The 14,526-nt window shown below is 48.1% G+C and carries 15 protein-coding genes; 10 read left to right on the forward strand and 5 right to left on the reverse strand.

Features of this window, described 5'->3' with window-relative positions:
* Nucleotides 1-98 precede the first annotated feature (98 nt).
* Together upp and B5D42_RS09190 are read left to right on the forward strand one after the other, a co-directional pair.
* On the forward strand, nt 99-752 hold the full coding sequence (upp, locus tag B5D42_RS09185; RefSeq protein ID WP_078831184.1) for a uracil phosphoribosyltransferase: 654 nt from the start codon (nt 99-101) through the stop codon (nt 750-752).
* A gap of 95 nt (nt 753-847) precedes the next feature.
* Nucleotides 848-1,864 carry a PorP/SprF family type IX secretion system membrane protein gene (locus B5D42_RS09190; RefSeq protein ID WP_262507784.1) on the forward strand — a complete coding sequence of 339 codons (1,017 nt, stop codon included), beginning with the start codon at nt 848-850 and terminating at the stop codon, nt 1,862-1,864.
* 5 nt (nt 1,865-1,869) lie between these two features.
* Here B5D42_RS09190 and B5D42_RS09195 read toward each other — a convergent pair whose 3' ends face one another.
* Entirely contained in the window at nt 1,870-2,502 is a 633-nt protein-coding gene (locus B5D42_RS09195; RefSeq protein WP_078831322.1) for a DNA-3-methyladenine glycosylase, read from the reverse strand.
* A 52-nt stretch (nt 2,503-2,554) separates the two neighbouring features.
* Between B5D42_RS09195 and B5D42_RS09200 the strand changes: the two genes are divergently transcribed.
* Nucleotides 2,555-3,322, forward strand: coding sequence for an EI24 domain-containing protein (locus tag B5D42_RS09200; protein ID WP_078831185.1), 768 nt, complete (start codon nt 2,555-2,557; stop codon nt 3,320-3,322).
* On the forward strand, nt 3,319-4,023 hold the full coding sequence (locus B5D42_RS09205; protein ID WP_078831186.1) for an SAM-dependent methyltransferase: 705 nt from the start codon (nt 3,319-3,321) through the stop codon (nt 4,021-4,023). The genes B5D42_RS09200 and B5D42_RS09205 overlap by 4 nt, the downstream gene beginning before the upstream one ends.
* Nucleotides 4,024-4,083: 60 nt before the next feature.
* Here the strand turns inward: B5D42_RS09205 and B5D42_RS09210 are convergent, their stop codons facing one another.
* Nucleotides 4,084-4,476 carry a DUF8785 domain-containing protein gene (locus tag B5D42_RS09210; protein WP_078831187.1) on the reverse strand — a complete coding sequence of 131 codons (393 nt, stop codon included), beginning with the start codon at nt 4,474-4,476 and terminating at the stop codon, nt 4,084-4,086.
* A 1-nt stretch (nt 4,477) separates the two neighbouring features.
* Nucleotides 4,478-5,845 (reverse strand): M20/M25/M40 family metallo-hydrolase, encoded by a 1,368-nt coding sequence (locus B5D42_RS09215; RefSeq protein WP_078831323.1) that lies wholly within the window; start codon nt 5,843-5,845, stop codon nt 4,478-4,480.
* A gap of 137 nt (nt 5,846-5,982) precedes the next feature.
* Between B5D42_RS09215 and bshA the strand changes: the two genes are divergently transcribed.
* On the forward strand, nt 5,983-7,137 hold the full coding sequence (bshA, locus tag B5D42_RS09220) for an N-acetyl-alpha-D-glucosaminyl L-malate synthase BshA (RefSeq protein ID WP_078831188.1): 1,155 nt from the start codon (nt 5,983-5,985) through the stop codon (nt 7,135-7,137).
* On the opposite strand, the gene B5D42_RS09225 is transcribed toward bshA, so the two are convergent.
* Nucleotides 7,131-8,345: an aspartate aminotransferase family protein gene (locus B5D42_RS09225; protein ID WP_078831189.1), complete on the reverse strand. Its 1,215-nt coding sequence runs from the start codon at nt 8,343-8,345 to the stop codon at nt 7,131-7,133. The two genes, bshA and B5D42_RS09225, sit on opposite strands and share 7 nt — an antisense overlap.
* Nucleotides 8,346-8,403: 58 nt before the next feature.
* On the opposite strand from B5D42_RS09225, the gene B5D42_RS09230 reads away from it, so the two are divergent.
* Nucleotides 8,404-8,946, forward strand: coding sequence for a gamma carbonic anhydrase family protein (locus tag B5D42_RS09230; RefSeq protein ID WP_078831190.1), 543 nt, complete (start codon nt 8,404-8,406; stop codon nt 8,944-8,946).
* On the opposite strand, the gene rsgA is transcribed toward B5D42_RS09230, so the two are convergent.
* Nucleotides 8,947-9,873, reverse strand: a complete 927-nt coding sequence (gene rsgA, locus B5D42_RS09235) for a ribosome small subunit-dependent GTPase A (protein WP_078831191.1) — start codon at nt 9,871-9,873, stop codon at nt 8,947-8,949.
* Between rsgA and ubiE the strand changes: the two genes are divergently transcribed.
* The 4 genes from ubiE (at nt 9,872) to B5D42_RS09255 (ending at nt 14,337) form a co-directional block, all read left to right on the forward strand.
* A complete protein-coding gene (ubiE, locus tag B5D42_RS09240; protein ID WP_245825627.1) occupies nt 9,872-10,657 on the forward strand; it encodes a bifunctional demethylmenaquinone methyltransferase/2-methoxy-6-polyprenyl-1,4-benzoquinol methylase UbiE in 786 nt (261 codons plus the stop codon). The genes rsgA and ubiE overlap by 2 nt on opposite strands.
* A gap of 127 nt (nt 10,658-10,784) precedes the next feature.
* Nucleotides 10,785-11,549, forward strand: coding sequence for a type IX secretion/gliding motility protein PorT/SprT (porT, locus tag B5D42_RS09245; RefSeq protein ID WP_245825628.1), 765 nt, complete (start codon nt 10,785-10,787; stop codon nt 11,547-11,549).
* A 59-nt stretch (nt 11,550-11,608) separates the two neighbouring features.
* A complete protein-coding gene (locus B5D42_RS09250; protein WP_078831193.1) occupies nt 11,609-12,964 on the forward strand; it encodes a dihydroorotase in 1,356 nt (451 codons plus the stop codon).
* Nucleotides 12,965-13,023: 59 nt separating this feature from the next.
* Entirely contained in the window at nt 13,024-14,337 is a 1,314-nt protein-coding gene (locus B5D42_RS09255) for a MutS-related protein (RefSeq protein WP_078831194.1), read from the forward strand.
* The last annotated feature ends 189 nt before the right edge of the window (nt 14,338-14,526 follow it).

Genomic DNA, 14,526 nt, shown 5'->3' on the forward strand with positions numbered 1-14,526 from the left:
GCAAAACAAATGTTTAAGCTGACGTTGTCCGTTTCAATATAAATTTTCTATTACAGCCGATTGCTTTTAGTTTTGGGCTTTAACCAGCATTTTCAGCCATGATAGTAAACCTCAGCAAACATCATAGTCTTGTAAGCAACTGGGTATCTGAATTGAGGGATATTTCCGTTCAGGGCGACCGTATGCGGTTCCGCCGCAACCTGGAACGAATCGGCGAAGTGGCCGCTTATGAGATCAGCAAGGAAATGGCATGGAAAACGGTTGAAATTCCTACGCCGATGGGAGTGCACGAAAGTAAAGTGCTGGAACAGCACCCGGTACTGGCCACCATCCTGCGGGCAGGACTTCCGCTTCATAACGGCATGCTGAATTATTTCGACAAGGCAGATAATGCTTTTATCTCCGCCTACCGCAAACATCATCGCGACGGTTCTTTCGAGATCAGCCTGGAATATATGAGTTGCCCGCCCATCGACGGACGCATGGTGATCATCAGCGACCCGATGCTGGCAACAGGTGCATCTCTCGTAAAGACCATCCAGTTCATGAAAAATGAGGGCTCTCCAAAAGACATTCATGTAGTGGTAGCGATCGCCTGCACCGTAGGTATCGAGTTCATCAGGCGCGAATGTGGCAATAATATCAAGATCTGGTGCGGCGATATAGATGATGAGCTAACGGCCAAAGGTTATATCGTACCCGGACTGGGCGATGCAGGCGACCTTGCATTTGGTAGTAAGATGCAGTCGTAGCGGCATTCTCCCGCGTTTTCAGAAAGTTACGTTAAACAGCTGTTATTTGGATAGACGGAAAACAGGCTTCAACGGATTAACGTACTTTTGAAGTGGTGAGAAAACTGGCCAAAATATCAATCTGCTTTTTTGCTGTAGTACTGTGTACTGTGCATGTATCTGCGCAGGATCCGCATTATTCCCAGTTTTTTTCATCACCGCTTACACTCAATCCGGCTTTTACAGGTAAATTCTTTGGCAGTTACCGTGTGGCCGGCAATTACCGTAACCAGTGGCCAAGCATTAATAATGCCTATACAACAGCAACTGCCTCCATCGATTTCCAGATTTTCCCGGAACGAATTGCACTGAATGACACCTGGGGTGTCGGAATCATGGGTTATAATGACAAAAGCTCCGATGGAGCAGTAAAATTCAGCTATGCATCAGTCTCCACTGCCTATCATAAAGGATTGGATGAAGACGGCATGCACCAGCTGGGAGCCGGTTTCCAGGTTACCTATGCCAATATGCTGATAGATGTGCCCAGCCTGAAATTCGAAGACCAGCTCACCAATGCAGGCTTTACAGGTGTAACTTCCGAAGTATTCAATAATGCCGTGCTGAAATCGAGCTATGTAGATGTGAACGCAGGGGTTCTGTACAACGGCAGCACCAGTGAAAGAAATAACTTTTACGTTGGCGTGAGTATGTATCATATCAACAGGCCCAAACAGTATTTCTCCGGCGCACAATACCTGCTCGATCCGCGTACCACTATTCATGCAGGCGGATATTTTCCGGTAGGCCCTACTACTACCCTTCACCTCAGTGGCATGCAGATGTTGCAGGGCGGCGCGTCTGAAACCATGCTGGGCGGCGCATTACAGTTCAATGCCAATCCGGATGAACCGAAATCTGTAAGCCTTTATGCAGGCAGCTGGATAAGATTCAAAGACGCCATCATTCCTTACCTTGGCCTGGAGTTCGGTGATTTCAGGTTTGGGATGACCTATGATTACAATAGTTCTTCCTTAAAAACCGCATCGCAAAACCGTGGCGGGATTGAATTGTCGCTGATCTATACAAGAAGACCGTCTACGGAAAAGCCGATCAGCTGTCCGAAATTTTAAGCCGGCTAACTTATAACTTTCCCGCTCACATAAGGATTTCCTTTTACAAAAAAACGATACGGCAATAAAGCATCTTCCGCGGCATAATCCACACCAATTCTCGGAGAAACGCCAATGTCAGCAGGTTTGATCCTGAACGCATCCTGAGCGATAAAAACAGTGTTATCAAGCAGGCTCAGCCCCGTATGGATCCTGTTCAGTCCCATGGCTTTTGCCACATTTCCCGGGCCTCGTGTGAGGGAATGATCCGGCTTTTTCTTCCCCGTTCTTGCCAGCATTTGTTCTATACCGGTTAGCGGCTCCAGCGCTCTTACCAGTACGGCATGGGGTATGTCTTCCGTATTGGTCACTACATTGAAGAGATGGTGGATACCATAACAGAGATAGACATAGGAAAGTCCGCCCGCCTCGTACATCACGCTGGTGCGGTCTGTACGGCGGCCGTTCCAGGCATGCGAGGCTTTGTCAACAATACCGTTATAAGCTTCCGTTTCCACGATCCGGCCTGCAGTTACTGTATCATCAAAGGTTGTTACCAGTACTTTTCCGATCAGTTCCCTGGCTATTTTCACCACATCTTTCCGCCTGTAAAAAGCGGCAGGCAATTTTGCGGAATGATATAACGTTATAGGTTTCATAACCATAAACTTACTGAATCCCTTAACTTTAACCCGATCAATATCCCCCCATTTGCTAAAAGAGCTGATCATATCAATACAGGCTTACGCGCAGGCGCACCGGTTCATCCGGAAGCATAAACTGTGGAAATGGATCCTGATACCAGGCATCATTTATACCATCCTGTTCATTATCGGCATGTATTTTTTCAGCCGCACTTCCAGTGATTTTATCGAGTGGATGGCCTTGAAAACCGGCCTGAAAAGCTGGCTCGACAGGATGAACGACGGCCTGCTGGGTTTTGTTTTCACCATGGGAAGCCTCATGCTCTGGCTTTTGCTCATGCTGTTTTATTTTTCGCTCTTCAAATACCTTTTCCTGATTGTGGGTTCACCCTTATTTGCTTACCTGAGCGAAAAGACCGAAGCCATCATCGAGGGCAAAGACTTTCCTTTCAATTTCAGACAGCTGGGAAAAGACATGATCAGGGGCGTATATCTCGCAGCACGTAACAGCGTCTGGCAAACCGTTTACCTGCTGGCCATTCTGTTCCTCTCACTGATACCGGTATTCGGCTGGCTCACACCGATACTGGCCATCCTGGTAGAATGTTACTACTATGGATTTTCCATGCTCGATTACAGTATGGAGCGTCATCGCAAAACACCGGCTGAAAGTATTTTCTATATTGGTCACCATAAAGGACTTGCCATCGGGAACGGGGTTGTATTTTACCTCATGCACCTGCTTCCCGTTGTGGGCTGGGTACTGGCACCAGCATATGCAGTGATCGCCGCCACACTCAGCATCTATCCATTAAAGGAACAAAAACAATCATGAGCGCAGGCAGTGTTTTTCTGATCCCGACCGTTTTACATGAAGAAGCGATTGAAACGATTCCCGCCTATGTGCTGGATGCAGTGAAAAGTTGCCAGGTATTCTTTGTGGAAAATGAAAAGACCGCCCGCCGTTTCCTGAAAAAACTATGGCGTGAAATGGTGATCGACGATTACCAGTGGGTAGCGATACATAAAGCGGAGGAAAATGTGCGCCGGGAATTCATCCGGTTACTTGCGGCCGGGAAAAACATCGGTATCATCAGCGAAGCCGGCTGCCCGGGTATTGCAGATCCGGGACAATTGCTTACAGAAGCCGCACAGGAAAAGGGTTTTACCATTAAACCACTGGTTGGCCCGAGTTCTATTCTGCTGGCGCTGATGGCAAGCGGCATGAACGGCCAGGGTTTTCAATTTCATGGATACCTGCCCATCGATTCAGCTGAAAGAAAGAAGAAGATCAAGGAACTGGAAGCCGATTCACGCAAACGCAACTGCACCCAGATCTTCATAGAAACACCTTACCGTAACAATGCGCTGACCGGCGATCTGCTGCAATGCTGCCAGGAACAAACCAGGATCTGCATCGCAGTGGACATTACCGCATCAACTGAAAATATCCGTACCAGAACGGTGAAGCAATGGAAACAGCAGCCAACAGATATTCATAAACGGCTGGCTATTTTCCTGATCCACGCAAGCTGACCAATATTCGGAAAGATTTTAATACCTCTGTTGTCGGGGCGGACCTTTTGATCCGATCTGTTATTTGGGCTTGATGATCGTCTCACCTTCAACACCGCGTACTTCGTAAACACTGTCTACAATATACCCCTGCATTCCGCGCCACGGCAATGAACCGAAATATCTTTTGTAATGCAGTTCCACTTCACGGCCGGAGCTGTTCAGCAATTGCTGCGCTACCCTTTCATCCGTTACGCTGAAATCGAATTCATTGCTCTGCACATTGGCCCTGAAACCACTTTGAATGATCTTGCCTTCATAGGTTTTGAACAGCATGCCTTTCCGCTGAAAAGTATTCAGCTGCCCCGCTTTGGTGCCTTCTGCAAACACAAAATAGTAACGCCAGTAGATAAAAACTACCAGCGCTACTATTAAAACGGTAAAGAAGGTCCAGATGATCTTTCTTTTATTCATACTATAACCCGTATTTATCGATCAGGTAGATCAACCCTGCCATGTTTACAGCACCGAGCAGCAACTCTCTTTTATTTACATTCTCAAATACATCGCTGCGGGCATGGTGTATGTCGAAATAACGCTGCGGGTCTGGCAGGAAGCCTGCGATAGGAATACCAAAGGTTTTGTTCAGCGGGTTGATATCGGCTCCGCCGCCGCCTTCGCTGATCTCTCCTGTACCGTAAGGCTCCAGCAATGGCATCCAGCTCCTGATCTTTGCCAGCTGGGCTTTGTCTGCCGTAACGCCGAATCCTCTCGGGGTAAATCCGCCCTCATCGCTCTCGAGCGCAAATACATGTTTCTCTCCTTTTGCCTTTGCTTCTTCTGCATATTTATTACCGCCACGCATGCCATTCTCTTCGTTTGCAAACAACACAAAGCGGATGGTATGACGCGGCTTGTAGCCAATCGCTTTTAATGCGCGCATCACTTCTATCGTATGCACCACACCCGCACCATCATCATGCGCACCTTCATTTACATCCCAGCTGTCGAGGTGGCCGCCGATGGTAATGATCCGGTCCGGAAACTCCGAACCTTTCAGTTCTCCGATCACATTATGCCCAATAGTATCGGGCAGGAAATGACCATAAGTGGTTATGGCCATTTTCACCGAAGAACGCTTGCTCAGGTCCCACAACTGATCTGCATCACGCGGTCCTGCGGCAAGCGCCGGTATTTTAGGGAAAGAATCGTTGTACGACATAGAACCCGTATGCGGGTCATTGGCCACCGACTCTGTCATTGAGCGGATCAGTATGCCCACTGCTCCGTATTTAGCCGCACGGCTCGCCCCGGTTCTCCGGTAAATACCGGTTTGTCCGTAGGAAATGAACGGCTTTACATTGGTAGGATCAAAGCCTGCGTTATAAAAAACGATCTTGCCTTTTACTTCCGCCTTCCTTTTCTCCAGCTCATCAAAATCAGCAATGGCAATCACTTCAGCTTCAACAGGTTTCCCGTTACCAAGCGAATTACCCAAAGCCAGCACATCCAGTCCGCGGGAAGTTTTGGTAGCATCCACAGCAGTGATGATGGCTTCATCCTTTCCGCCCCTTACCCACCTGGGCACTTTACACTCCTGCAGGTACACTTTATCCGCCCCCATTTTTTCGAGGGTAATGCGGCCCCATTCCTCGGCTTTATAAGATTGCGGGGAACCGGCTAGCCTGCCGCCAATCTGTTTGGTCAGCTGGTAAAGCAGTTCATGGGCACGCCCGTTACGGAGGATCTCATCGGATAATTTCTTGATCATGGTTGCATCGTCCTGCACCTGGCTATTGGCCATGAAGGGCAGGAGAAGAACGGCGGTCAGCAGTTTTTTCATACGGTTAAAGTTAACCATTTGTAACATTTCTGCAAGTTCTATGAGCGGGCCGGTGAAATGGAGAAATAATTGTTACTTGCATCCGGTTTGCCCCTTGGAAATGAGGAAAGGATTGTTCATTACGTTAAACAAAACATATGCGAATAGGAATAGTATGTTATCCAACATTCGGTGGTAGCGGGGTTCTTGCAACAGAGTTAGGGAAAGCGCTGGCCGATGAAGGACACCAGGTTCATTTCATCACTTACCAGCAGCCTGTAAGACTGAATGTTTTCAATGCCAATATTTTTTATCACGAAGTAAGGGTCCCAACCTACCCCTTGTTCGATTACCCGCCTTATGAAGTAGCACTTGCCAGCACCATGGTAGATGTGATCATGAATTACGATCTCGACCTGCTGCATGTGCATTATGCCATCCCCCACGCATCTGCCGCCTATATGGCCAAACAGATCGTAAAACAGAAGGCGAACAGGAATATACCGGTTATCACAACATTACACGGAACAGATATTACACTGGTAGGCAAAGACAAAACCTACGAGCCGGTAGTTACTTTTTCGATCAATGAAAGCGACGCCATCACTGCCGTTTCGCAGAACCTGCGCGAAGAAACCTACAAGTCATTTGCCATACATAAAGAGATTGAAGTGATCTACAACTTCGTAGATGTAAAACGCTTCGATAAAAAACCTATCGATGCATTCAGAAAAGTGATCGCACCGAATGGCGAAAAAATATTGATGCACGCTTCCAACTTCAGGAAAGTAAAACGTGTGGACGATGTGATCCGCGTTTTTGCCGCAGTGAAAAAAGCAATGCCCGCAAAATTACTCATGGTGGGCGATGGCCCTGAAAGGCCCGCTACCGAAGAACTTGCGAGAGAGCTGGGCGTAGACGACGATATCCGTTTCCTCGGCAAACAGGAGCAGATGGAAGATATACTTGCCGTAAGCGATGTATTCTTATTACCGTCCGACTATGAAAGCTTCGGTCTGGCAGCACTTGAAGCCATGGCAGCAAGATCCGTTGTGATCAGCACCAATGCAGGCGGCTTAACCGAGATCAATATCCAGGGCGAAACAGGTTATATGGCCAATGTTGGCGATGTGGAAACCATGAGCCGTTATGCCATTGAACTGCTCAGCAATGATGAGAAGCTGCAGACCATGAAAGAAGCGGCTTACCAGCATGCCTGCAAATTTGATATCAGTAATATTATACCGGTATACGAGCAGCTGTACAGCAGGTTCTGCAGAAAAGAAAGATGCGGGCCTGAAACCAGCTATTGATGCATATCCGTTTTATCCAGCACTTCTTCTATAGATCTGTGGATTACGGAACAAATTTCAGCAAACGCTTCAGAAGTGATAATAAGCGGCGGCGCGATCCTCAGCCTGTCGGGCGCAAAAAGGAACCAGTCTGTAACCAGGCCATTCTGTACACAACGATGAACAATGGCCTGGTTCAGTTCGGGTGTTGCGAACTGCAGCGACATCCACAAACCTTTGCTCCTGATCTCCCTGATAGCCGGATGCGCGATCGAATTTAACAGCAATTGCTGTTTTTCCTTTATATCACCGATCATATTACTTTCCAGCAGCACTTTAAAAGCAGCCATCCCTGCGGCACAGCAAACGGGATGGCCGCCGAATGTGGTGATATGACCGAGAACGGGTTCACTGGTGAGCTGGTTCATCAATGCATGATCTGCAATAAAAGCGCCTAAAGGCATACCGCCACCAAGCGCTTTGCCAAGCAGCAAAATATCCGGCACCACATCATATTGTTCAAAAGCCCAGAGCGACCCTGTTCTGCCAAAGCCCGCCTGGATCTCATCGAAGATCAGCAAAGCACCTTTTTCAGTACATTTTTTCCGCACGGCTTCCAGCCATTTTGCCTCGGGTGCCAGAATGCCGCTTTCTGCCTGCACCGGCTCCATCAATACACAGGCTGTTGTTTCATCGATCGCGTCCAATACTTCATCGCTGTTATAATCATAATGACCAATACCCGGCAGCAGCGGCCGAAAAGCATTACGCCAGTATTCGCCGCCCATTACGCTCAGCGCACCCTGCGTGCTTCCATGATAGGCATTGTTGAAAGCGATCATATTAGTGCGGCCAGTTACTCTTTTGGCGAGTTTCATCGCCCCTTCCGTTGCTTCGGCTCCGCTGTTGGTAAAGTATACACAATTGAGCGATGAGGGAAGATGATCCGTCAGCAGTTTTGCATAGCGTACCTGCGGCGACTGAACAAATTCTCCGTAAACGATTACGTGCATGTATGCTTCAGTCTGCTCCTGTACTGCTTTGATCACTGCCGGATGGCTGTGGCCGATGTTGCAGACACTGAAACCCGAGATCAGGTCTACATACTGTTTACCGTTCACATCCCAGAGATGTATGCCTTCCGCCCGGGCCATTTCAATGCCAATGGGTGCGGGAGAGGTTTGTGCCACATGACTGAGAAAAAGCTGCCTGTTAGAAATTCCGCTCATTTTTATTAGCTTTCCTGACCCTAAAATTAGAACTTTGATCACTGAAATGTAATACTTTATGGCAACCATCCTATCAGTTCTCGGCAAAGCACCTCAATTCGGAGAAAACTGTTTCATTGCACCCAACGCTACCATTGTAGGCGATGTGGTGATGGGCGCCGAATGCAGTATCTGGTTCAATGCAGTTGTAAGAGGTGATGTGCATTATATCAAAATGGGTGACAAGGTAAATGTGCAGGATGGCGCCGTGATCCATTGCACGTACCAGAAAAACCCTACCATTATCGGTAATAATGTGTCGATCGGGCATAATGCGCTGGTGCATGGTTGTACCGTTCATGATAACGTACTCATCGGGATGGGTTCGATCGTGATGGACAGGTGCGAGATTCACAGCAATGCCATCATCGCCGCAGGAGCCGTTGTACTGGAAGGTACTGTGGTAGAAGCCGGAACCATTTATGCGGGCGTGCCTGCCAAAAAAGTGAAAGATGTTTCACCGGAACTGATCAGCGGTGAGATAGATCGTATTGCCAATAATTATGTGAAATATGCGTCCTGGTTCGAAGATTATAATGAAGCAGGTAAACAGGGATCATAATCAGTATTCCTTATCGTTCATCGTATCGAGAATACCGAGATAGCTGACATACCGGTCTTCCGACACAATTCCTTCTGCAACGCCTTTCTTCACCGCGCAGCCTGGCTCTTCAATATGCATGCAGTTGTTGAACTGGCACCCGTTGAGCAAAGCTCTCATTTCCGGATAATAGTGCGACAATTCCTGTTTGGTGATATCAACCAGTCCGAACTCACGCACACCAGGAGTATCAATGATCTGGCCGCCTCCGTCCAGGTCGAACATTTCTGCAAAAGTGGTGGTATGCATGCCTTTACCGCTCCAGCCGCTTACTTCCTGTGTACGCAGGTTAAACTGCGGAAAAACGGCATTGATAAATGTTGATTTACCCACACCGCTATGCCCGCTGAGCAAAGTGATTTTGTCTTTCAGCAATGCCTTGATCTCATCCAGCCCGGTTCCTTCCTGCACGCTGGCAAGGATCACTTTATAGCCGATGGCTTCATAGATCCCGCGCAGGTGTTCAAAACGTTCCAGCTCTTTTTTCCGGTAGATATCTGCTTTATTGAATACGATAATGGCGGGAATGTGGTAGGCTTCGCAGGAAATCAGGAACCTGTCCATAAAACCCTGCGAAGTCTTCGGATCTTTCAAAGTGGCAACGAGTATACTCTGATCGAGATTGGATGCAACAATATGATGCTGCCTTTTATTATGCGGCGATACACGTGCCACGTAATTGCGGCGGTCATAAATATGCGTGATGATGGCGGATTCTTCCTGAACGGCTTCAATATCCATATCCACTTCATCGCCCACGGCAATAGGGTTGGTGGAAGTGATCCCCTCCAGCTTGAAAATGCCTTTGATCCGCGCATTATAGGTAACTCCATCCTCCGCTTTGGCTATATACCAGCTACCTGTAGACTTATAGATACGTGCTTTCATGCCATACGAAGATAGTGACTATCTTTGCGCCATGGCGAAATTTGCACACGACAAAGTGGTCCCTTACCAGGAAAGTGAACTGGAGAAAAAGCAACAGGTGGCGGAAATGTTCAACAGCATTGCATTCCGTTACGATTTCCTGAACCGTTTCCTGAGTGTGGGGATTGATGTACGCTGGCGCAAAAAAGCCATCGCGCAGCTGGCAGCCCTTAAACCGGCGCATGTGCTGGATGTAGCTACCGGAACCGGCGATGTGGCCATCATGACATGGCAGCAGCTGAAACCGGAAAAGATCACCGGTATCGATATTTCGGCCGGCATGCTGGAGCTGGGCCGGAAAAAGATAGAGAAACTGGGCCTCAGCCAGCAGATCATACTGCAGCAGGGCGACAGTGAAATAATCCATTTCCCCGACAACCATTTCGACGCAGTAACCGTAGCATTCGGCGTGCGTAATTTCCAGCACCTGGAACAAGGACTTTCAGAAATGTTGCGGGTACTGAAACCCGGTGGCCGGCTGGTAGTGCTCGAATTTTCCAAACCCACCAATTTCCTGTTCAAGGGGCTGTATAATTTTTATATGAATGTGGTAACGCCGGCCTTCGGCAGACTGTTCTCCAAAAACAGGGAAGCATACAGTTACCTGAATGAAAGTGTGAAAGCATTCTCCGAAGGGCAGGCATTTCTCGCTATCATGCAGCACACCGGCTTCAGCAATATTTACCTGAAAAGACTCACCATGGGCATTTGTACGATTTATGTGGGTGAAAAATCAGGCAAATAGCCGGAATGTTCCTAAATCCTGTTAAAATCAGGGTTAAAAAGCCGGAACTGGCAAATGCATATTATATTGCGTCATATTTAATACATCCCAACCCACTGAATGATCGAATCTCTACTCATTGTTTTTATTGACTAGACAGACAACCAAAGATCATTTTACATTGACCAATCCGAGATATTCCATATTGTTGAAGCAGCTGGTATTTGTAACGGCATTGCTGGTTTTTGTTAAAGCAGCCAGGGCGCAGAAAGAAATTTACCGCATGAACCACGATAACCTGCCCTATTATTTCGGGTTAACGCTGGGTTATAATACCTCTTATTTACAGGTCAGTAAATCACCCAAATTTCTCCAGAGCGACAGTATCATGAGCGCCGAACCCGTGAGCAGCGGCGGCATTGCCATGGGCCTGCTGGCCACATTAAGGCTGAACGATCATTTCCAGTTCAGGGCCAACCCGCAGCTGGTGATCGGCGGCTCGAAATATATTGCATATACACTTGGCAGTTCCAAGCCCGGTGAAGCGCTGTACCAGAAACAGGTACTGCCGGCCACATTGGTGAGCTTTCCCTTCCAGTTCAAGTTCAACTCCGACCGGATCGGTAATTTCAGGACTTACCTGATGGCAGGTATGAAATTCGACATGGACCTTTCCAGCAATTCGGCCGCACGGAATGCAGATGATATCCTGAAACTCAAACGTTACGACCTGGGTTATGAAGCGGGCATCGGCTTCAATTTCTTCCTTCCATTCGTAACTGTTTCGCCGGAGATCAAGATCAGTAACGGTATTACCAATATCCACCAGCTCGACCCGTCGCTGAAATACTCCAATATCTTCGACAAGATCCAGTCGCGCATGATCGTTTTCTCCATCCACCTGGAAGATTAGTATTGTCTGGCTGAGAGTCGTGCGTATTCGATAAATTGCAGGCTCAATTCAGCACAGTTATGTCAGACAACCAGCACCAGCGTTATATCATCAAAAATGCCTGTATCGTAAATGAAGACAAACAGGTACACGGCGACGTATTGATCGAAGAAGGCCGTATTGCCCGCATTGGCGGATCCATAGATACAAAAGCAAAAGCCATAGAGATCGATGCAGAGGGCCTGCACCTCCTGCCGGGCGTAATAGACGACCAGGTGCATTTCCGCGAGCCCGGACTCACGCACAAGGCCAATATCTATACCGAAGCAAGAGCAGCAGTAGCGGGTGGCGTAACCAGCTTTATGGAAATGCCGAATACCAATCCGCCGGCATTTACACATGAATTGCTCGAACAGAAATACGAGATCGCAGCCAATACAGCCCTGGCGAATTATTCATTTTACATGGGCACATCCAACGATAATCTGGACGAAGTACTGAGAACGAACGACAGGAAACAGGATATCTGCGGCGTGAAGATCTTCATGGGATCATCCACCGGGAACCTGCTGGTAGACAATCCGCTGCTGCTGGATAAGGTCTTCGCAGGCAGCGAACTCCTTATTGCCACGCATTGCGAAGAGGAAAGTATGATCAAAGCGAACCTTGCAGCGCTTAAACAACAAAAGGGCAAACTCGAACCATCCGATCACCCGGTCATCAGAAACGAAGAAGAGTGTTTTGAATCCTCCTTCAAAGCCATCCAGTACGCCAAAAAATACAACAGCCGTTTGCATATCCTGCATATCTCCACGGCAAAGGAATTGCAGTTGTTCAGCAATATGCTGCCGCTGGGTGACAAACGTATTACCAACGAAGTATGCGTGCACCACTTGCATTTCAGCAGCGAAGATTATGGCAGGCTCGGCAACCAGATCAAATGCAACCCGGCCATCAAAGCTCCTTATAACCGCGAAGCATTATGGGAAGCATTGCTCGACGACAGGCTCGATGTGATAGCCACCGATCATGCGCCGCATACCTGGGAAGAAAAACAGGAAGATTATGAACATGCGCATGCAGGGCTTCCGTTAGTGCAGCATTCACTCGGGCTGATGCTGCATTATGTACAGCAGGGCCGCATCAGCATAGAAAAAGTGGTGAACAAGATGAGCCATGCCGTGGCCACCTGTTTCGAGATCAAAGACAGGGGCTTTATCCGTGAAGGATACCATGCAGACCTGGTGCTGGTAAACATGAACCGGCCCTGGACCATCAGCAAGGAAAATATCTATTACAAATGCGGCTGGAGCCCGCTGGAAGGCTTTACCATGCCGGCAACCGTAACCAATACTTTTGTAAGTGGTCATATGGTTTATGGAAATGGGGTGTTCGATGAATCTAAGCAGGGAATGCGGCTGCGTTTTAACAGATAAACAGTAGCTTAGTATTCACCAGGACCATTATAACGGGCTGGTGTAAAACACGATACGGCATGCAGGCGGACAAAACAACACTCAACGACCTATCCATATTCCAGAGCGAAGAAGAGCTATCTGTCTTCCATCACCTCAACCATACCCAGACCAATGGCGGGCGCGAATACCTGCGTTACCTGCTGGGCAGGCCATTGAGCAGCGTGAGCGCTATACAGGATACGCAGCATAGCATCCGCCAGCTGATCGCTGTAATTGATCAATGGCCGGTAACCGTCACCAACGGTACCATGATGGTGATAGACAAGTTCTACGAAAGCCAGATCAACACTTACCCATCGCACCCGAATGCATTTAACAGTGCAGTCTATAAGCTGCTGAACGGTCCTGATTTTTCGCTCACACGTTATACGGTAACACATACGGTAGATTTTGTAAAAGGTATGCAGCAGGTGGTAACACTACTGCAGCAGGAGCCCGCCAGTAAGCTGATACAGGAGCAATCAACACGCATAGAAACCCTGCTGGCAAGACCCGTGATACAGGAAATGCTGCACAGCAAAAAAGACGAGCTTAAGCCGCAGGATATCCTGCGTTTCGGTGTTTACCTGCGCAATCATTACAAGCAGCAGGCCATGGAGCTGATGGATATCTACAGCCGCCTCGATGCCTACCTGAGTTTGGCCATCGCCTGCAGAAAGCACCATTATATTTTCCCGGAAATAGAACAGGCAGCACAGCCCTATGTAAATGCAACGGCATTGTACCATCCGCTGTTAACGGTGCCTGTGGCGTATGATGTAACCCTGGATCCTGCAAAGAATTTCCTTTTCCTCACAGGTGCAAATATGGCGGGAAAAAGCACGTTCATCAAAGCCGTTGGACTTGGTGTTTACCTCGCACACATTGGCATGGCCGTGCCGGCCACAAGTATGCGCCTGAGTCTTTTCGATGGCCTGTTAAGCAACATACAGGTGGTAGACAATATCGTAAAAGGTGAAAGTTATTTTTTCAACGAAGTGCAACGCATCCGCAGCACCATTGAAAAGATCAGCGACGGCCGCAACTGGCTGATCCTGATAGACGAACTCTTCAAAGGCACCAATGTACAGGATGCCATGAAGTGCAGTACCGTGGTAATTGAAGGCCTGCACAAAATGAAGAACGCACTCTTTGTACTCTCCACCCACTTATACGAAATCGGTGAAGGCCTGCGCCAGTACCCCAATATCTCCTTCCGTTATTTTGAAACCAGTGTGGCGGAAGACCAGCTGGTGTTCAGTTATCAATTGAAAGAAGGGATCAGCAATGACCGGCTTGGCTATTTGATTTTGAAGCGAGAAGGTGTGGTGGATATGCTGGAGAAATTATAACCTTAACTTTTGGAAAGTTCCGGAACTTTCCAAAAGTTCGTCTCTTGCATTTTTCAAAGATGTTTATCAATTCCAACTTTCAGGCAGGTTCCGGCATCTGTCGCTCAGGCCGCTGGACTTCAGTTTTGCGCCGCCGCTCCTTTAACTCCTATCGGAATGCGCTGCGCATTCATCTCAATTACCTACGTA

Origin of the sequence: Sediminibacterium ginsengisoli (genome assembly GCF_900167075.1) — a bacterium.
Taxonomy (GTDB): domain Bacteria; phylum Bacteroidota; class Bacteroidia; order Chitinophagales; family Chitinophagaceae; genus Sediminibacterium; species Sediminibacterium ginsengisoli.